Origin of the sequence: Parasalinivibrio latis, from assembly GCF_036825535.1 — a bacterium.
Classification (GTDB): domain Bacteria; phylum Pseudomonadota; class Gammaproteobacteria; order Enterobacterales; family Vibrionaceae; genus Parasalinivibrio; species Parasalinivibrio latis.
Window position 1 is genome coordinate 1,051,331 of the sequence record NZ_CP098812.1, and the last position, 18,405, is coordinate 1,069,735.

Sequence of the window (18,405 nt, forward strand, 5' to 3'; positions counted from 1 at the left end):
TATTAAACGAGATTGTTATAAAAAAGTCGGTTAATCCGGCTTTTTTACTTATGGCAGGTATATTTCCCGCTGTGGGGGCGCATAGCCTTGATTGCCCCACGCATTTCGTCATGACTGATATATTGCTCAGGCGGTGGAAGTACTTCGAGCCGATAGTCCGGGCTGGTTGCCGGAAGGGGGCTGTCTTTGGTTTCCGGAGTAATCATCACGATATTGAGTGACGGATCCAACCGGTGGATCCGGGCGGCGATGCCCAACCCTTCGCTGACATGGAAGCGTCCGGCGATATGAAAAACTTTACCACCCGGCTCTTTTCGGGCCTGCCGGACGATACTCTCAGCCATGGTTTCATCCCAGGTAACCTGCGCGGCAAACTGCTTTTCAGACTGGTCTTTGCTGCCATGGTGCATGGAAGCCATAAACCGGGTTTTATAAGCGGACTCCGTGGTATCGACGTGTTTGGCTACAAAACCCCGTTCTTTGGGTGTGAGCTTTTCGAGGTATGCCAACCCTTGCTGGCCAATGCAGCGAACAACTGATTTTGGGGCGTTGGCCGCGATGACATCTAACTTGGCCGCTTTGGCAATCTCAACCAGAGGGCGGTAGTCGCTGGGATAGTTGTTCCAGGCATTTCCTTTGCTGATCAACGCCTGCTCCCCGATTTTCCCCTTGAGGTATTCATTGATTAACTCCTGCCTGTCGCGGCTGAATTGTTCCATGGATAACGACACACCAGGATAGGTGCCGGCCAGCGAGGAAAACAACTTTGCCTGGAATAAGTGCACACCGGCATGGCCATGCCATTCACCCACAAGGATGACGTCTGCATCGTGGAGTTTTTGTGTTATTTGGTCGATACCAAGCGCCTCTCCCTGAGGTGTCGTCAACCGGTAGTCGTAGAGCGTGGGGAGAGAGGCAGCCAGGGAAGGAAAAACGGTCATACCTAGCAGTAAAGCAGCAAAGGTTGTTTTCATTATTTGCTCCATCCTTGTTGAAAGGGCCAGTAAAAAACTGACCCTTGAGCGCAGATACCCTCAGTGTGGCACGCATCAGTGCTTACGGTAGATCCTCAGCGTGAAATCGGCCTCGCAGTCAAATAACCCGGCATTTCGCACTGTCTCCCAGACTGTTTCTGACGCTCGCCATGCGAAAGGCGTCATTTGCAACAGCCATTCTGCCTGCTGTCCGGTCAGCTTCATCGGGTAATGCAGGTTTTCTTCGCTTTCCAGTGTGAACCCCGGCAGTGTTTCCGGCGGGATATCATGGAGGCGGACCTCATCATAGATTAGTCCCTTGAGCTGATAGAGGTGTCGTCCGGCCGGTGTCACCGTAACGAGGATGCCATTTTGCTTTACGACGCGGTTGAGCTCTTCGCCGTTGCAAGGTGCGTAGATGCGGACAACACCGTCCAAAGAATGATCCGGGAAAGGCAGGCGCTGGATGGATGCAACGGAGAAGTCACATCCAGGGTATCGCTTGGCGGCATAGCGGATCGCCGTTTTGGAGATATCCATCCCATATACAGTCGCATCAGCTAACTGAGAGGCGAAATAATGGGTGTAAAACCCTTCACCACAACCGATATCCAAAAGTGCTGCGCCGTTTTCAGGGAGGTTGTCTTTCAGGATCTTTGCCACGCCTTCACGCATTGGGTGGTAGTGGTTGCCTTCAAGGAATGCCCGGCGGGCCTGCATCATTTCCTTACTGTCACCCGGCTCTTTTGACCGTTTGTGCTGGACCGGCAATAGGTTAACGTAGCCTTCTTTGGCAATATCAAACTGATGACGGTTTTCACAGCGAAGTGTGTTTGATTCCTGGCTCAATGGAGCCTGACAGAGGGGACACAGGTAAGTCATGTATAGAGTCCGGATGCTTTGGGTGGCCTAAGGCTAACGGCAAGTGGTGTGATGCGCAACCGAATCAAGTAAAGAGAAAAATGTGAACCGTGTCGAGATAGCGAAATAAGTCCGGGATTTCCGGTCTTATTGAGAATTAAAGCAATAAGAGCGGTAAGGTGTTTCGTGTACCATTGCGGAAAATTTCATATTTTTCATATGGTTGTTTCGAGGCTGTTATGCGAGCTTTTAGTGCTCTATCATTCAGAAAAAAACTATTCCTCCCCGTTATCCTTGTCAGCTCGGTTTTCCTTTCTGTGCTGGCTGTCTCATACCATTCTTTCCAGAAACAAACTGAAGCTACTGAACTGCTCAACCTGAAGGTCCGTCCGGTGATAGACAACCTGGAAGATGCTTACCGGGATTTATATCAGGTAATGGCCTCCGGACAGGCGCTGATTGCCAATGGTTTTACACCAGCGAACGTAAAGCAGCAGCAGTTTGAATTTGAAGACAATGCGCCAAAAATCATGCCGCGTCTGCAGTCTGTCCAGACACTGGTCGATGCCGGAATTATTGATGCTTCCTATCGTGGAAAGCTGGATAAGCTCGTTATTGATGCTGAGGAGTGGACATCGAAGATTGGCCAGATGGTGAATTCACCTACCACTGCCCGGTCTTTCTATATGAAGAATCACGTTGCGCTGGAGCAGGACTTTGCTTCCCTACGCAGCCAACTCAAGGTATTGAGAGGCCAGGTAGACAATGCCTCCAAGGCAATCAGCCAGGAGATTGAAGCATCAACCCTATTGGCTGAGAGAACAATTATTGGCGGTTCGGTGCTGGCGTTGCTGGTGGCAGTTGCAGGAAGCCTGGTGTTAAGCCGTTTACTTCTTGCCCCGTTGAAAGAGATGGGAGCTGCATTGAATGATATCGCATCCGGGGATGGGGATTTGACCCACCGTCTGGACGTGACCACGTCGGATGAAATTGGCCAACTTGGTGAGTCATTTAACCTGTTTGTTGCGAAAATCCATGCCAGCATTAAAGACGTTGTAGCGGCATCTGAGGAAGTTCGCCAACAGTCAGAGCAAATGTACGCGGCACTGAATAACTGTGTACGCGATTCAAAGAGCCAGCAGCGAGAGAGTGACCAGGTAGCTGCTGCCATCCAGGAAATGAGCGCCAGCAGTGAGCAAATCAGCCAGAATGCAGACGATGCAGCCGGTGCGACCCAGAAAGCCAATGATGAAATTGGGCAGGCTCAGGAAAGTGTTGTTGGTGCGGTTTCTTCAATGGATACCCTGCTGGCAACTATTGGCCAGTCCCAGGAAATGATTGGTGCGCTTAACAGTGATGTAGAGAGCATTGCCTCTATTATTGATGTTATCCGAGGTATTGCTGAGCAAACCAACCTGCTGGCACTGAATGCCGCCATTGAGGCTGCCCGTGCCGGGGAGCAGGGTAGGGGCTTTGCAGTCGTCGCAGATGAGGTGCGTAACCTTGCCAACAAGACCCAGCAGAGCACCACAGAAATACAGGACATGATTGGCCGCTTGCAGGAAGGTACCCGCCGTGTGGTTTCTGCCATGGATGAAAGTGCCGAAGCCAGTTCGGAAACCGTTCAGCAGGTGCAGCAGACGTCTGATTACCTGAGTGAAGTCACCGGCCTTATCGAACGTATTAACGAAATGAACAGCCAGGTGGCAACAGCCTCTTCCCAGCAGAACCTTGTTTCTGAAGATATCAACCGCAACATCCACAGTGTTGCAGAGAACAGCCTGCGGGTTCTTGAAAACCTTGAAGATATGGCGCGGGCCTGTAGCAACCTGTCTGATCGCAGCCTCCAGTTGGACAAGGTTGTCGGCAGTTTCAAAGTGTAACCTGACGCCGGTGACGGTACTGACAATGGCCCTGAAGGGGCCGTTTTTGCCTGGGCCTGTGAAAAAATTGCCGCATCCGGGATGCGGCAAACAGGTTTGTAAAGCGGAAGGAAAATTTACTTAAAGCTCAAATTTGCAATTAGTGCAGACCTACAACGCTGCACGGGTCAACATCATTACGGCAGAGTCATACCTGTTGGAAAGAACCACTAATCCAACGTCCAGGTATCAGTAAAAACTTCCATCGTCTTTTTTCATCTGGCATTCAGGTGCTTCAGACCCTTCGGGACACTCCTTCTTCTCGTCACCTCCGGTAGTTGTAGCGAAAGCCATTCCGGAAAACATCACAAATAAAGCCAACATCATTGTTTTGAGCATTGTCATTGCGAATCTCCTTCTCCTTATCGAGGGGAATAGTGAGTCTGAGTTACGCTGCAGCATGCATAGGGTTGCTAAAATTAGGTGCGAAATTGTTAGCTGAACGTAATATTCGTGTTAGAGGTGTGCAGATAAAAAAGCCGGGTCACAGTACCCGGCAAAAAATGACCAGCAATTGGTCGTTGGCAAAACGGTTAGCGAGCTATTTCGACCACTTCCTCCCGGGTAATGGAGAGAGATACTGAATCCCCTGGTTTGAGGTGCGAAGTTCCGCGTCGGTGGGCATCATCGGCAAGTAGCAGGGTATTTCCGACATCAACGCCATAGCGGACGATATGGCCAAGGAACTCTCTGTGCCGGATTTTTCCTTCCAGCCGGATGGCTGAACCTGCTGAGTTTTGATTAACCAGGATACTCTGGGGCCTGAACAGCAGGGTCATTGGCCCATGGTGATTGGTGTGGTAATCAAAGGTAATTCCATTGTCACTGATAAACATGGAGCCTTGTTCAACAGTTGATACCGTGCCGGACAACAGGTTTGCGGAACCGAGGAAGTCTGCCACGAACCGGTTGGACGGGGTGTCGTAAAGCGCCATGGGTGTGCCTACCTGTTGGATTACGCCGTCGTTGAGTACGGCAATGCGGTCAGAGATCGTATTGGCTTCTTCCTGGTCGTGGGTGACGAAGATCGTGGTCAGGCCAAGCTGGCGCTGCAGATCCAGCAGATCCCGGCGCATCTGTTCGCGCAGGTTTGCATCCAGGTTAGAGAGGGGTTCATCAAGCAGTAACACCCGTGGCTCGACGACAACGGTACGTGCAATGGCTATACGCTGCTGCTGCCCACCGGACAGTTGAGACGGCCGGCGGTTGGCGTAGTCCTGTAAGCCAACCAGTTCCAGCGCTTCCATAACCCGGCGCTTAATTTCCGGTTTACTGACTCTGCGCTCAACCAATCCGTAGGCGACGTTGTCAAATACCGTCATATGAGGCCACAGGGCATAACTTTGGAACACCATGCCGACATTTCGTTTCCATGGGGGAAGGTGTGCGATGTCTTCCCCCCCAACAAGTATTTCCCCCTCCGGTGTCGGCCCGAATCCAGCAATGGCACGAAGCAGGGTGGACTTTCCGGAGCCGGATGGCCCAAGGAAAGCAAAGAACTCCCCAGGCTGGATATCCAGGTTTACGCCTTTCAGTACTTCTGTTTCGCCGAACGAGAGCGACAGGTTGTTGATTTGAATTCCAGCTTTCTGTTGTTTCATGACTGACTCCTTGTAATGCCTTATCGCTCAGCCGCCTGTTCACGACGGGTTCGGTCAACGATGTAATGGGACAGGTAGGTGGCAAGGCCGACAATCAGCACTGCAATAATGCCGAGGGCTGCGCCAGGGCCGCGTCCGGCGGCGCTTTGCATAAAGAGGTAGAGGCCGTAGGCAAGAGGGGCATCCTGCTCGTTGGAAACCAACATGATGGTGGCAGAAAGCTCAACTGCTGCTGTGGCGAAACTGGTAACGAAACCGGCCAGCAGGCCTGCTGCCATCAGGGGGATGACAATTCGGCGGATGGTACTTGCTTTGCCTGCCCCGAGGTTTTCAGACGCTTCTTCCAATGAAGGGCTGACCTGGGTCAGGGCTGCAACACAGGAGCGCAAGGCATAGGGCAGGCGACGCACTGACAGGGCAATGACAATAATCCCCCACCAGGTTGCCATTGGGTCACCGGTAATCGGCATATCGATGTCATAGTAAGTACGGAGGTACCCAATACCGAGAACCACGCCGGGTACCGCAAGTGCTGCCATGGCACCATAGTCCAGCCATTTGCGGCCCTTGATCCCCGTACGGAACACCAGGTAGGCAATGGCCGTTCCGAGAATGACATCAATCAGGCCGGCAAGGCCCGCATAAATGAGCGTATTTTTGATAAAGCCGGAAGCCTGCTCAATCGCTGTAGCATAGTGAGCGACTGTGTAGCCGTCAGGCAGTGGGCTGAAGCTCCAGATAGTGCCGAATGAGAGCAACAACAGTGCGATATGCGGCGCCAGAACCAGTGCCAGCAGCAGGAAAATCACACCGTAACAGAGAGCCAGTTCCCCGGCTTTGAGTTTCCGCTTGGACAGACCCCCGCCACCTTTTTGGGTGGTGGAGTAGTCTTTGCCCTTTAATGCCTGGAATGACGCCCATAGGGCGAAAATTGAAAAACCGACAAGAATGACGGAAATCACGTATCCCATAGGGTCAGAGATGCCGACAGAAGAGATCCGCAGGTATGCCTGGGGAGCCAGCATATTGTTGACGTTCAGCAGCAGCGGTGTACCAAGGTCATCAAACACCTTCACAAATACCAGCGATGCCCCGGCAACATAACCCGGCATCGCAAGAGGGAAGACTACCCGGCGGAACAGGGTAAAGCCAGATGAGCCAAGGGACTGGGCCGCTTCTTCCATTGCCCGGTCAATATTCTGCAGGCTGGCTGAAAGGTTGATTAGGATAAAAGGGAAGTAGTGCACGCTCTGTACAAAGATAACGCCGTTCAGCCCTTCCATAAATGGCAGGGTGAAACCGAAATGTTCATCCAGGAGCAGGTTTACGGTTCCGTTGTCCCCGAACAGCAGCGTCATGGCGACAGCCCCGATAAATGGGGGCATGATGAGGGGAATAATCCCCAGCGTCTGGATAATTACTGCACCGCGAAATTCAAACCGGGTGGTGAAATAGGCCAGCGGCAAGGCAAAAATGGATGCCAGTACCACTGACATCGCTGAGACGTAAAATGAGTTGTAAAACGATTCCCGGAACAATGAACTGCTGAAAAAATCAATAAAGTTCACCAGGCTCAGGGAACCACTGTGTGGGTCCTGGAATGCAACATAGATGACCTTTAGAACTGGGATAATCAAAAAGGCCAGCAAGAACATCGCGATGGTCAGGGCGATGCTGTAAAGCCCAATATTATTTTTCACCCGGCTAAATACTGACGGACGGGAAGCCGCCGGTTTTCCGGATTCCTGAATGTTTGAAGCGCTTGTCATGGGTCCTTCCTCAGGAAAAACAAAAACAGGAAGCAGCGGCGGCAAAATTGCCACCGCTAAGGGCCGGGTTAGTTTCGTGCTGACGCGGCTTCAGCCAGTTTTTGGGCTCTCTGGTAGTTTTCGCTGACCATGTTGTCCCATTCCTGCTCTATTTCTGCCTGCCTTCCAACAATCTTGTCCGTGGATTTCTTGCGTTTTTTGGTGAAGATTGAAGCAAAGTCCGGATTCTGTGCCTGCTCAGCAGTAATCGGTAAAGTGGCGACAAGGGTTCTGGCCTGATCTACCATCTTTTGCGCTTCTGGGTCTGGGTTGCCGGACAGCTTGGACTCGGCTTCCTGAATGGCTTCCATGGCATTACGAAGCTCATCAAGACGGTAGGTAATCATTACGTCAAACAGTGAATTGACCACGTTGTAACGGGACTTGGAAAGGTCCAGATCGAATTTGACCTTGCCCATTCCTTCACCATTGAAGGGGTTCGGGAAGCCCGCCGGGGCTTTGGCGTAGACTGCCGGGTTGACCGGAAGACGCTGAATTTTCTTGTCCAACAGAAGCTCCTGGCCCTGTTCTGACAGAAGGTAACGCATGAATGCTTCGGCCGATTCAGGGTGGGGGGCGTTTTTCACCTTGGCGACGTTTGCTGGAACCATGGCGGTTACAGTCGGGTAGACAAAATCAACCGGGAAGCCGGATGCCTTGGAAGAGAGGCCAAAGAAGTCAATGACCACACCTACGCCAAAAGAGCCGGAGTTAACGCCATCGGGCACCCCGAAACTGCGTTCGGTGACGGTTTTTAAGTTGCCTGAGATATCCTTGAGCATGGTCCAGCCGTCCTGCCAGCCTTTACCCTGCAAAATGGCCTCAATGGTCAGGTGGGTTGTGCCTGAGCGTGAAGGAGCGGAAATACCGACGTGACCACGGTATACCGGGTTAGTGAGGTCAGCCCATTCTGTAGGCAGTGGCAGCTTTTTGGCCTTCATATAACGTTCATTCCACATCATGCCGTACCCGGACACCGCAAAACCTTTGTAGTAACCGTCGGGGTCATGGATGGGGAAGCTGCCGACTTTTTCAGGTAAACCGGAAAGGTCCAGCGTGACTTTGTCCAACAGATCGCTTTGCTTTAGGACCTCGAAAGCGTCCGGAGCAGATGCCCAGAAAATATCCGAGCGGTTATTGTCTGACGTCTCCTGCAGATATTTGATGCCTGCTGTGGTTTTCTTTGCCAGAACTTCTACCTTTACGCCCGGATTGGCCTGCTCAAACCCTTTTTTAAACACGTCCGTCACATCGGTTGGAAATGATGTGACGATGACAAGCTTGTCTTCCACGGCTACTGCAAATGCACTGGTTCCCATGGCTGCGGCGACCAGTGCCGACAGAGCAAATCCTTTAGCGACTTTGTTGCTCATCTTTTTTCTCCTTGTGTAGGGTGGGGCATGACTGACTTACCCGGAGATATCGCAACTGTTATGCCAATGTTAATTTGCTTGCGTGCTTGAGTTTAATCTCATGAATTAAAGGGGATTTTTGTTGAGGTGGGATTTGTGGGGGTCGGTCAGGTTTGACACAACAGGCAGGAAACTGCGGGTCAAACCTGACCCGCATTTCGCGCATGATCACAGATAGTCTTCTTTACGAAGATTGAATTTTTTCATACGCAGGTAGAGATTTTTCCTGGGGATGCCGAGGGCGTCCGCGGTATCGCTGACATGACCGTCATGTTGGCGGAGCATCTGGTCGAGAAGGTTTTTTTCAATCCGGGCCAGCTGGTCTGGCAGGCTGGTTGTGTCTGCCCCCGACGTATCCAGTTCAGTAAACGGGGAAATGTTAAGCACCAGCCGGTCGGCTTCATTCATCAACTCCCTGACATTGCCCGGCCACGGGTAGGCCATCAGGGCTGAAAGCGTATCGGCGGTGATGGTGGGGGTGGGACGTTGCAGGCGAGTAGCTGCAGCATCGACAAACTGGCTGAGAAGCTGGGGGATGTCTTCTGTTCGTTCCCTCAGCGGTGGTATATCTACATAGGCTACATTAAGGCGGTAATAGAGATCTTTGCGGAAATCCCCGCTTTCAGCCTGTGCCAGTAAATCCCCTTTTGCCGCGGAAACAACCCGAAGATCAACCTTTATGACTTCATTGCTGCCAACACGCTCAAACTCCTGTTCCTGCAATACCCGAAGCAGCCGGATTTGCAGGTGCATGGGCATACTTTCTATTTCATCCAGGAACAGTGTCCCGCCGGATGCATATTCAATTTTTCCGATCCGCTTTTTGCTGGCGCCGGTAAAGGCACCTGCCTCGTGTCCGAACAGCTCACTTTCAATCAGGTTTTCCGGGATAGCACCACAGTTTATCGCGACAAATGGGCCGGCTTTCTTGCGGGAGAAGTCATGCAGGCAACGTGCAACCATCTCTTTGCCGGAGCCGGTTTCCCCATTAATCATTATGTTCACATCAGTGTCAGCGATATTGATCAGGGTTCGTTTCAACTGGAGCATACTTTCTGAGCGCCCGATTAGGCGGCTGTCGAGCACACCCCGTGAGTGGGATGTTTCACGCAGTTTCCGGTTTTCCAGTACCAGTTCACGGTGACGTACCGCCGTGTGGACCACAGCAACCAGATGAGCCGGGTCTGCGGGCTTTTCAACAAATTCGAACGCTCCGTTTTTCATCGCATCCAATGCAATGGCTATGTCCGCATGGCCTGAAATGATAACCACCGGGATGCCGGCGTCCCGGTGCAAGAGCCGTTTCATCATTTCGACGCCGGTTTCACCCTCCATGCGAATATCTGTGACCACAACGCCGGGGAAATCGTCGGTCAGGCTTTCCACCACGCCATGTGCTGAGCTGAAACCGGTCACTTCAAAGCCTTCAATAGCAAACAGTTCTTCCAGGCTCTCGCGGAGCTCGGTGTCATCCTCGACGATTACGACCTGCTTTTTCTCAACCATACTGATACTTCCGTTCCCTGTTGAGGCGTACTGCTGATTTCAATGCTGCCGCCAAAATCCCTGATGATGTTATAGATAATACTCATACCAAGCCCAAGTCCGTCTCCGACCGGTTTGGTGGTAAAAAAGGGCTCGAAGACCTGGGTTTTAACCTCGTCGTCCATGCCGTGCCCGGTGTCAGTGACCCGCACAGCTACCAAGCCGGGCTGATGGCTGTGTTGTTCTTCGATACTGACGGCTATTTTTCCACTATCCGTTGCGTCTATCGCATTGCTCAGAAGATTGACCAATACCTGCTCAAGCCGGATTGGGTCAGCCTGGACAATTAACCCGGTTTCCGCCACTTCAATCATAAGGCCTTTTTTTATTGCTGCGTCATGGACCAGTTCTACGGCGTTGGCAACCGTTGAACTGAGCGGCGTTGCAACCAGTTTTCCGTCACTTTTGCGGGCGAAAGTCTTCAGGTGGCGGCTCAACTGGCTGGTTTTGGCAATCAGCCTGTCAATGTCCTTGAGCTTGGCGGTAGCCTTGCCTGGAAGACCGTTCTCTATGTAGTGCCGGGTGATATGGAGGTTGTTGCGAATGGCTGCCAATGGCTGGTTGAATTCATGGACGATCCCGGCGGTAAGTTGCCCGAGGATAGCCAACTTCCCGGCCTGTATCAGTTCATCCTGGGTTTCCCTGAGTTCCCGTTCGGTTTCAATTCGCTGCTGGATCTCGGTTTGGAGCCGGGTGTTGGTTTCTTCCAGCAGGTCTTTTTGCTGGACGATCTCCCTTGCGTTGTATTTAAAGACCCTCAGGGAATGGGCAAGCCGGGCTATCTCGTCATGTCCTCTGGTGTCAATGGAGACATAAAGGTCACCGGCGGCCAACCGTTGGATAGCTTCGATAATCTTCACCAGACGGCCGATAAGCTGGTAGCGGAGCACCCAACCGGTGACGGCTGCGATAATCAGTGCGGCTACAGCCACGAAAGCCAGCAACCGCTGGGCTGATGAAACACTATGGTCCAGTTGTTGGGTCAGTGACAGGGTATCTGCACGGGTTCTGGATACAACAGCTCCCACTTCCCTGTTCATCTCTATGAATGCAGCCTGAAGTGATCTCAGCTGTTGCTGGCTGTCGATGGAAAGCTGCAACGCTTCCCGTTTTACGGTCATAGCTGACTTTTCGTCGTAGACCAGGCGCCGAATTTCCGTCGTGATTTGCACCATGGTGATAGCACTGGGCAGTTGTGCCAGCGTAGTCAGCTGGCGGTCAAGTACGGGAAAGGTTTCATCGAGCCGGCTGGTTTGTGTCAGCAGTTCTGTTACTGTTTTTGCGCCCAGTGCCTGCTGCATATATTCAAACAGGAGGTTTACGGTTTCCTTGAATGAAGAAAGTAAATCCCGCTGCTCAAACTCCGCCAGACTAATAATTGTGACATTGCTGGATGTGCCGGATGACAGCGCATTTCGTGTGTAGTAGCGGGCTTCTTCCAGCATCGGGTCTATTTCCTGGGCAAAATCCTGCTGCAACCAGTAAAGTTCCTCCCGGTAGCGTTGAAGCTCTTGGTTCAGGCTGACGCGCTCTTCAGCACTTTGCTCCAGCCGTGAGAGCTGTTCTTTTACGTTTGTTATGGATGTGTTCAGGGTTGGGGTTTGTGCTGACAGTTGGTTCCCTGTTTCCTGGTCGAGCAGGGAGTGCAGGTTATCGCTGGCCTTTGTTCGCTGGGTCTCGTTGTCTGCATATACCAGCAGCGCAGCAGAAGCCTCAATGGAACCGGCCCAGTTAGCCAACTGGGCGACTGCTGCAGTAGAGGGGATATCCCGGTTGGCGACCTGTGAAACGGTTGCAGAAAGTTGCTGGAACAGGAGGCTGGATGTCACTGCGACCAGCAGTGTACCAAGCACAATAAAACTGATACTGGCATATAGCCTGAACCCTGTACTCTTCCACCAGTACGTTGTGGGTTGGGGAGACATGGTTATCCCTCCGTTGCGGCAGGGCTTGGTGCCGCGGTTTGGGGTGAGGTGTTGTTTACCGCTCGCGTGATATCCGCCAACAGTTCCCTGGCCTCGTCAAGCCGGGAATGGAGGTCTTTCCGCCACGTTTGCTCCATTTCGATTTGCAGCCTGGTTTTATGGGTCTGGTAGAGGAACTGCCCGCTGAAATCCGGGTCATTGGCCCTGCGCTCCGGTAAGGGAACCCTGGTCATCAGGCTATAAGCGCGCATCAGTTTTTCCTCCATTCGGGCGTGATCTGCTGGGGGAAGGTCGGGCTGGTGGGCAGACACTGCCCCCTTTACTTCTTCATACCACTCCCAGAAAGCCTGCAGGTCATAAAGAGGCAATGTTACCAACTGGTCAAACAGGGCATTCACCAGGAAATAGCGGTTGGCGGACAAAGCGATATCGAATTGTCCGGTTTCCAGTTCCTGTTCCTTACCCTCAGACGGCATTGCAGGAATCCGGCCCATTTTGTTTTCAAGCAGCGGACGTGCCTTGTCTGAGAGCGTAAAAGTAATGAAACGCTCCGCAGACCTGGGTTGGATGGATGTCGATGCAATTCCTATCGCAGCGCCAATTGCGGTGTTTTCAGGCCACTGGTAGAAGTCAAAATGCTCCCTGTTAACCAGTGTCCGGTAGAAAAAATCCACAACAGGTGCGGTGCCGAACCTGCCTTTCATTACGCCTTCACGCACGCCAAAACTGCGAGCGGTGATAACACTGAGGTTTCCGGCCAGACGCTGCAGGATCGCCCAGCCTCTTTTCCAGCCATAGTGTTGCAATACCTGTTCAATAATCAGGTGGTTGGTCCCCGATCGGGAAGGGGAAGACAGGGCAATATGTTGTTTCCAATTGAGGGATGTTAGTGCCTCCCAGCTTTCGGGAGGCTGCAACCCGGCACCTTCCAGGTATGCCCGGTTGGAAAGAAACCCAAACTGGGAGTAGGCGAAGTAAGCAAATTTCCGTTCGTTGTTCGGGCGTACGTTTTCCGGATAGGTTTTGGCCGGGAGCTCAAAGTGCTTCAGCATGCCGTGTTGCTGAAGCAGTGCCATGGCATCCGGGGAACTGGTCCAGAGGATATCGGGCTCAGGTTTCTGGGATTGGAGTATATGGTTAACCATGGCTGGTGTTTTTTTGTTTATCACCTTAACAGTGATACCGGGATTGTCTTTGGTGAATGCATCCACCATCGGTTGGTACTGTGCTGCGGGGTACGTTGTAAAAATCACCATCGGTGATGCAGGGACTTTAAAGCACCAGACAAGGAGAGGCAGTACCAAAAGAGAGGGGCGAATACAGCGGTGCATTCAAATGCCTTATGTTGCGAATTTGTTTCAAATTATGAGTTAAAGGCCGTGGGGAGCAAAGTGACTGGGATTGGATTTTCAAAATAAAAAGGCTTCCCCGGGGAAGCCTTTTTAGTAATAGATGGTTAAAAGGTGTCAGAAATTGAACGTCAGGCGACGGTTGTCATTGATGACTTCTACCACAGACTCTTTCTTGTTGGCTGCCAGGGAGTAGAAGGCATTCTGGCCGGCATTGACGGTGGTAGTGACGCGCTTTCCTTTGCCAATGTAGTCGCCGTTTACAAAGTGCTCTGCATCATCCCGGTTGCTGACAATTACCACTTCGAAGGCGTTGATGCCCAGAGTGCGGGTAATATTTTCATTGATGTCAGCGCTGAAAGTACCGGTGTAGCGAACGTTTACCGCGAAATCAGCATTGCCGTTCAGGTCAAGCGAGAACCGGGAATAGGTGTGGTCAAGAATATCCACCTTGGCAACGGGTAGGGCTTTCTTGGCCTCACTGTAAACCAGTTTTTCAAGCGGGACGGAGCGCATACACTCACGGATACTTGTATTGGTACCACAGCGGATTGAGCCGGAGTAGCTGAGATTTTTGGCAGAGGACACTTCCTTAATATAGCGGTCGCGAATGACATCACGCAGGGCCAAAAGTTGGGTGTCTTTCAGGTTTTGGGTGCGCTTGAGATCGCGCTTCAGGGTATCCAGCTTGTTGGTCAGTTGCGCCAGTTGGTGGGCAATGGTGACTTCGGCCAGTTCAAGTTGGCTGATATTGCCTGCCAACGTTTCAAGATCCTGGAAGAGAGATTTAGGTGTAGCGATACCGATAGGAGCTAGCTCTTCACTCATCTCCGCTCGTTTACTCGCAAGAAGGGATTCTTCCAGGTCGCTGATTTTTTGCTTGTAATGTGCTTGGTATTCCGTGAGGCGTTTGGCTTTTTCTTCACGCTCCAGCTCAAGGTTCCGTGTACTGTTTTGTACTTCATTTATTTCAATGAGAAGAGGCTCAGTATTGTACTTCTCATAGATTTCTGACTTGGTTTTCGCTTCTTGGGCGGTTAGCAACGCACCCTGGGAGTGAAATGCCACCAGAGCCAGTAACACTCCTATCCATCTCTTCATTTCCCTGCCTCTTGTATGAACTGGTCGTTAGAACTACACAACGTTAGAGCAAGATTAGCTTTATGTCCGGACTCGGTCAATAATTCATTATATTTCAGAGTGTTAGCGACGGACTTCTGACTTCGTTCTGTAAAAAAATGTCAATATACCGACACTATTATGCGTTGTATCACATAAGAGTATATCACCTGAATTCTCTATAAGAGCTCATTTGTATTGAAACTGTTACGCATGTCATTGAAATAAATCATCTAAAGGTTAGCGGGATCTGTTTTGGCTTATTGCCTGTTTGTTCGCTGTCTTGAGGTACTGTCGCTGGGACAAATATAAACCTATGTCACATATATAGATTTATGTGCAAAATTTAAACTAATGACTAATAAACTATGTTCAGGATTTGATTTTAGGTATCACTTTGTGGACAAAAGGCATACCAATTTTGTCAGAGCGGTTCAGGTTGCTGCTGAACTTGAAAAGGCAAGGTTTATAGCAAGGGAAATTACACTTACCGCGAGCAATGCGAGGGCCTTGTCATTGAGGGCAGGAACCGGCGCCGCCGGTTTCCGGGCTCTGACTGATTACATCCACCGCCTGGCAGACTCCACTGTTTGCGCATCAGACCTGATAAATCGTAACGCCATAGAAATCAGTAGGCTGGCAATGGACTATTTCAGGCTTTCCTTTTCTATTGCCCGTTATAAAGAGGCCCAGGATAAAATTGGCGGGGAAGGATTTGCGGCCAGTCTCGTGGAGCCTTTGGCTGATTTGACCGCCAGGCATGAAAAGTTGAGAAAGCACTTCCTGCAGGCCGTCGATAAGCTGCAGGAAGATGTAGACGAGTTAAGCCGGGAGCTGAAATCTGCCGCTATATTGTCATCTATGTCGCGGGTGGAAGCGGCTCAATCCGGTGAGTTCGAAGAGAGCCTGAATGTTGTCGCTGAAAGTGTTTCTGGTGCTGCTAGGCGTATAACAGGCCATATTGGGCGATCACAGAGACTTTGTATATCCATGTTGGAAACGGGCTAAGGAAGGATATGAAGACACACCATCTGTATAAGGGAAGCCGACACGATTGGTATATGTTCGGGAGGGATCCTGAAAAGGCAGAGAGTATCATTGACACCAACCAATACATGATTGTTACACCAAACCATGCATTCCTTCTGGATCCCGGCGGTATTGAAATTTTTTCGGCTATGTTGGCTAACGTGGTCAAAAAGGTTCCCATTAACAAGATCACCCACCTGTTTGCCTCTCACCAGGACCCAGACATTATTTCATCTTTGGGGCTTTGGGATATTTCCCTTGAGAAAGCCCAACTGCATGCACCATGGTTATGGGAAGGGTTTATCCGCCATTTTGGCATGAACCGGATCAGTTACTCCCCAATTCCTGACGAAGGAGGATCGTTAACCCTGGATGACCTGACATTTGAGTTTATTCCAGCCCATTACCTGCATTCTTCGGGGAACTTTCACTTATATGATCCCCAGGCCAAGCTTTTAATGAGCGGTGATATTGGTGCCGCACTTGAACCACACAATGCCCCACTTGAAATCGAAGACTTTGATGCGCACTGCGACAAAATGGCGTATTTCCACCAACGCTGGATGCCATCCAATGAAGCAAAAAATGATTGGGTAAAGCGGGTCAGGGAGCTGGACATTGATGTTATCTGCCCACAACACGGCAGGTTAATTAGCGGCGATAACATCCCTCGGTTTCTTGACTGGCTTGAGAACCTTGACGTGGGAATTGCTATAGGCGGAGGAAAGTGAGCGTCAGATGGGCAGGAATGTCATTGACGCAACGCTGTGTACGACCTTATTGATCGTGCGGTTGGTACTGTCTGATATCATGGCCGCCATCATGTCCTGGATGACAATCATCTGGCTGAGAACACGTTCATAGCTGTAATTAGGCACGCCGTTTACGGCTATGCCGTTACTGAGAAGGAACAGTGTACCGTCCCCTTTTTTCCTGTTGTTCAGCAGCCAGCTGACAGATTCAAGGTTGCGGGCACTGTTGTAGAGCTTTTGCTGATCGAGTTCATCAAGCAGGTAGAACTCGGTCTGGTTGTTGTAGGCATTGCTCAGCATGCCTGTGACACCGGCCATTAGGGCAAAAACCCTGTCCCCGTGATATTGGTCATCAAATGCGATGGGCAGGGCATCAACACCGTCATGGAAATTCAGCTCTTCAAAACCGGCACTGGGGCGTTGAACAGACATCAACTGTTCCAGCCTCATTTCCATTGTCATACCGGGGACTTTAGCCAGCTCGCTTGGGTTGCGTTTATAAAGCTTGATGATGAGTGCTTGGGTGAGGGTCCTGATGCGCTCGACGTGAATATCAGTGATCATATCCATGTCGGACTTAACAAGGTTTTCAATTTCAAAAGGGCGGCTGCTGCCACATCCGGAAACCAAAAGCAGCGTTAACAGCACTGCAAACACCCTTGTCATCTTCCACTCCACAACAACCAATTTCTAAGACGGCTAAAAGAATAGCCCCAATGGAGGGACAGACTCAACCTGAAGGAGGGGAAGGGGGACGCGGCTCGAAAAAGAAATGGGAGGCCGCTGCCTCCCAAATTTCCCGGTATGCCGAAAATCAGGCGTTCAGGATCTTGCAGATTTCGGTTGCACTCAGATGGTACTGGCGTGGGCAATTGCGCCAGGTTTTCAGCATGCGGGTATATTTTTCCAGCATCGGAACCTGAGCATTAAAATGGTGCTCAGTTTTATCAAACTGCGGGTACAGGCCCTCTGAATCAGTGAGGAAACGCACGTAGTGCATCAGGTGGCCTTCAGTTGCGGCGTCAAATCCCCAGAATTGGAGGCGGCGCTGGTCAACCTGTGGCTGGTCTTTTTCAGCCAGCATACGGAAAGATTCCTGCAGGGCGTGGTACATCTCCATATAGTCAATAATATCCCGGCACTGCTGCTCTGGCAGTTCGCCAAAATCTTTTTCCACTTCGCGCATTTGAAGCGCATAGCCACGTTCTACTATTGTCTGCAATCGGCGGTACTTCTTGGCATTTTCAGGATCCAGTTGCGCCAATAAAGAGTATTGATTAGACAGGATAAGGCGTTGTGCGTGAGTCATTTCCATTATGAAGGCCTCAATAAATGTCTCAATATAGATGTCGATTTATGCAACTGAGGTTAGCATGTGGCACCATCCTAAAATATGATCTGATAACGGTTGTTGCACGAATAAACCCGTTTTGCGATGGAGGTTTACAGGGATGACCAGTTGGCATTGGCTGGGGTGGGGAGTAGCCATTGTGATGTTGATCGCAACTTTCCCAAGGGAGTTTTTACCGAAGCTGAAATCGGATAAACCATACCAACATCTTGTGTTTGCGACAGCCGTATTTCTGTTTGTGTTGTGGAGCCTGCAAGCCGGGGTCCGGGATGGGCTTTCCATCCATTTTCTTGGTGTTACTGTGTTAGTCCTGAGCCATGGCTGGCGGATCGCCAATTGCATTTGCTTGGCACCAACTGCTCTGCTGGTTGCTTTTGGCCTGTTGTCGTTGGGCGATGCTGGGGCATTCGCTGTTACATCATTTTTGTTACCCGGTCTTTTCAGTTACCTGGTTTTCCTGCTTTCCTACCAATACCTGGCCCGCCACCTTTTTATCTATATTTTTGTAGCCGGGTTTATTAATGCAGCCCTAACCATGGTGTTGAGTATGTTGCTGACGTCTCTCTGGCTGTGGATGGAAGGCCGTTACCCATGGGAAACTATTTCCCACGATTACCTGCAACTTTCTTTGTTGGTGTGGTTCCCGGAAGCCTTGATGAATGGGATGGCCATTACCCTGATGGCCGTGTACCGGCCTCATTGGCTGAGGACTTTCTATGACAGGGAGTATTTGTCACCTGAGAGGTAGCGGGCTTCC

At 51.0% G+C, this 18,405-nt stretch carries 16 protein-coding genes; 4 read left to right on the plus strand and 12 right to left on the minus strand.

Annotation, left to right across the window (positions count from 1 at the left end; translation table 11 throughout):
• Positions 1 to 44: 44 nt before the first annotated feature.
• Positions 45 to 986 (minus strand): ChaN family lipoprotein, encoded by a 942-nt coding sequence (locus NF212_RS05165; RefSeq protein WP_434359429.1) that lies wholly within the window; start codon positions 984 to 986, stop codon positions 45 to 47.
• Positions 987 to 1,049: 63 nt separating this feature from the next.
• Positions 1,050 to 1,856 (minus strand): 23S rRNA (guanine(745)-N(1))-methyltransferase, encoded by an 807-nt coding sequence (rlmA, locus tag NF212_RS05170; protein ID WP_434359431.1) that lies wholly within the window; start codon positions 1,854 to 1,856, stop codon positions 1,050 to 1,052.
• Positions 1,857 to 2,074: 218 nt separating this feature from the next.
• Between rlmA and NF212_RS05175 the strand changes: the two genes are divergently transcribed.
• Positions 2,075 to 3,718 (plus strand): methyl-accepting chemotaxis protein, encoded by a 1,644-nt coding sequence (locus NF212_RS05175; RefSeq protein WP_434359433.1) that lies wholly within the window; start codon positions 2,075 to 2,077, stop codon positions 3,716 to 3,718.
• A 228-nt stretch (positions 3,719 to 3,946) separates the two neighbouring features.
• Here NF212_RS05175 and NF212_RS05180 read toward each other — a convergent pair whose 3' ends face one another.
• From NF212_RS05180 to NF212_RS05215, 8 genes are all read right to left on the minus strand, one after another.
• Positions 3,947 to 4,102 carry a hypothetical protein gene (locus NF212_RS05180; protein ID WP_434359435.1) on the minus strand — a complete coding sequence of 52 codons (156 nt, stop codon included), beginning with the start codon at positions 4,100 to 4,102 and terminating at the stop codon, positions 3,947 to 3,949.
• A gap of 188 nt (positions 4,103 to 4,290) precedes the next feature.
• Positions 4,291 to 5,358 (minus strand): ABC transporter ATP-binding protein, encoded by a 1,068-nt coding sequence (locus NF212_RS05185; protein WP_434359437.1) that lies wholly within the window; start codon positions 5,356 to 5,358, stop codon positions 4,291 to 4,293.
• A gap of 20 nt (positions 5,359 to 5,378) precedes the next feature.
• Entirely contained in the window at positions 5,379 to 7,127 is a 1,749-nt protein-coding gene (locus tag NF212_RS05190) for an ABC transporter permease (RefSeq protein WP_434359439.1), read from the minus strand.
• Between the two features lie 68 nt (positions 7,128 to 7,195).
• The gene (locus tag NF212_RS05195) at positions 7,196 to 8,539 is read right to left on the minus strand and encodes an ABC transporter substrate-binding protein (protein ID WP_434359441.1); all 1,344 of its coding nucleotides are present in this window, start codon (positions 8,537 to 8,539) and stop codon (positions 7,196 to 7,198) included.
• Positions 8,540 to 8,746: 207 nt separating this feature from the next.
• On the minus strand, positions 8,747 to 10,084 hold the full coding sequence (locus tag NF212_RS05200) for a sigma-54-dependent transcriptional regulator (RefSeq protein ID WP_434359443.1): 1,338 nt from the start codon (positions 10,082 to 10,084) through the stop codon (positions 8,747 to 8,749).
• The gene (locus tag NF212_RS05205) at positions 10,060 to 12,048 is read right to left on the minus strand and encodes an ATP-binding protein (protein ID WP_434359445.1); all 1,989 of its coding nucleotides are present in this window, start codon (positions 12,046 to 12,048) and stop codon (positions 10,060 to 10,062) included. The genes NF212_RS05200 and NF212_RS05205 overlap by 25 nt, the downstream gene beginning before the upstream one ends.
• A gap of 2 nt (positions 12,049 to 12,050) precedes the next feature.
• The gene (locus tag NF212_RS05210) at positions 12,051 to 13,379 is read right to left on the minus strand and encodes an ABC transporter substrate-binding protein (RefSeq protein WP_434359447.1); all 1,329 of its coding nucleotides are present in this window, start codon (positions 13,377 to 13,379) and stop codon (positions 12,051 to 12,053) included.
• Positions 13,380 to 13,514: 135 nt separating this feature from the next.
• The gene (locus NF212_RS05215) at positions 13,515 to 14,498 is read right to left on the minus strand and encodes a hypothetical protein (protein ID WP_434359449.1); all 984 of its coding nucleotides are present in this window, start codon (positions 14,496 to 14,498) and stop codon (positions 13,515 to 13,517) included.
• 417 nt (positions 14,499 to 14,915) lie between these two features.
• On the opposite strand from NF212_RS05215, the gene NF212_RS05220 reads away from it, so the two are divergent.
• Together NF212_RS05220 and NF212_RS05225 are read left to right on the plus strand one after the other, a co-directional pair.
• Positions 14,916 to 15,524 carry a chemotaxis protein gene (locus NF212_RS05220; protein WP_434359451.1) on the plus strand — a complete coding sequence of 203 codons (609 nt, stop codon included), beginning with the start codon at positions 14,916 to 14,918 and terminating at the stop codon, positions 15,522 to 15,524.
• 8 nt (positions 15,525 to 15,532) lie between these two features.
• A complete protein-coding gene (locus NF212_RS05225; RefSeq protein ID WP_434359453.1) occupies positions 15,533 to 16,276 on the plus strand; it encodes an MBL fold metallo-hydrolase in 744 nt (247 codons plus the stop codon).
• Positions 16,277 to 16,279: 3 nt separating this feature from the next.
• Here the strand turns inward: NF212_RS05225 and NF212_RS05230 are convergent, their stop codons facing one another.
• Together NF212_RS05230 and NF212_RS05235 are read right to left on the minus strand one after the other, a co-directional pair.
• Positions 16,280 to 16,963: a hypothetical protein gene (locus tag NF212_RS05230; protein ID WP_434359455.1), complete on the minus strand. Its 684-nt coding sequence runs from the start codon at positions 16,961 to 16,963 to the stop codon at positions 16,280 to 16,282.
• A gap of 148 nt (positions 16,964 to 17,111) precedes the next feature.
• Positions 17,112 to 17,612: a YfbU family protein gene (locus NF212_RS05235; RefSeq protein WP_434359457.1), complete on the minus strand. Its 501-nt coding sequence runs from the start codon at positions 17,610 to 17,612 to the stop codon at positions 17,112 to 17,114.
• 136 nt (positions 17,613 to 17,748) lie between these two features.
• On the opposite strand from NF212_RS05235, the gene NF212_RS05240 reads away from it, so the two are divergent.
• Complete coding sequence (locus tag NF212_RS05240; protein WP_434359459.1) at positions 17,749 to 18,396, plus strand: energy-coupling factor ABC transporter permease; 648 nt, start codon at positions 17,749 to 17,751, stop codon at positions 18,394 to 18,396.
• Positions 18,397 to 18,405 lie beyond the last annotated feature (9 nt).

Bases quoted from the DNA above. Each gene is read 5' to 3' on its own strand.
- NF212_RS05165 (WP_434359429.1), bottom strand. From the start codon at position 986: ATGGAGCAAATAATGAAAACAACCTTTGCTGCTTTACTGCTAGGTATG.
- rlmA (WP_434359431.1), bottom strand. From the start codon at position 1,856: ATGACTTACCTGTGTCCCCTCTGTCAGGCTCCATTGAGCCAGGAATCA.
- NF212_RS05175 (WP_434359433.1), top strand. From the start codon at position 2,075: ATGCGAGCTTTTAGTGCTCTATCATTCAGAAAAAAACTATTCCTCCCC.
- NF212_RS05180 (WP_434359435.1), bottom strand. From the start codon at position 4,102: ATGACAATGCTCAAAACAATGATGTTGGCTTTATTTGTGATGTTTTCC.
- NF212_RS05185 (WP_434359437.1), bottom strand. From the start codon at position 5,358: ATGAAACAACAGAAAGCTGGAATTCAAATCAACAACCTGTCGCTCTCG.
- NF212_RS05190 (WP_434359439.1), bottom strand. From the start codon at position 7,127: ATGACAAGCGCTTCAAACATTCAGGAATCCGGAAAACCGGCGGCTTCC.
- NF212_RS05195 (WP_434359441.1), bottom strand. From the start codon at position 8,539: ATGAGCAACAAAGTCGCTAAAGGATTTGCTCTGTCGGCACTGGTCGCC.
- NF212_RS05200 (WP_434359443.1), bottom strand. From the start codon at position 10,084: ATGGTTGAGAAAAAGCAGGTCGTAATCGTCGAGGATGACACCGAGCTC.
- NF212_RS05205 (WP_434359445.1), bottom strand. From the start codon at position 12,048: ATGTCTCCCCAACCCACAACGTACTGGTGGAAGAGTACAGGGTTCAGG.
- NF212_RS05210 (WP_434359447.1), bottom strand. From the start codon at position 13,379: ATGCACCGCTGTATTCGCCCCTCTCTTTTGGTACTGCCTCTCCTTGTC.
- NF212_RS05215 (WP_434359449.1), bottom strand. From the start codon at position 14,498: ATGAAGAGATGGATAGGAGTGTTACTGGCTCTGGTGGCATTTCACTCC.
- NF212_RS05225 (WP_434359453.1), top strand. From the start codon at position 15,533: ATGAAGACACACCATCTGTATAAGGGAAGCCGACACGATTGGTATATG.
- NF212_RS05230 (WP_434359455.1), bottom strand. From the start codon at position 16,963: ATGACAAGGGTGTTTGCAGTGCTGTTAACGCTGCTTTTGGTTTCCGGA.
- NF212_RS05235 (WP_434359457.1), bottom strand. From the start codon at position 17,612: ATGGAAATGACTCACGCACAACGCCTTATCCTGTCTAATCAATACTCT.
- NF212_RS05240 (WP_434359459.1), top strand. From the start codon at position 17,749: ATGACCAGTTGGCATTGGCTGGGGTGGGGAGTAGCCATTGTGATGTTG.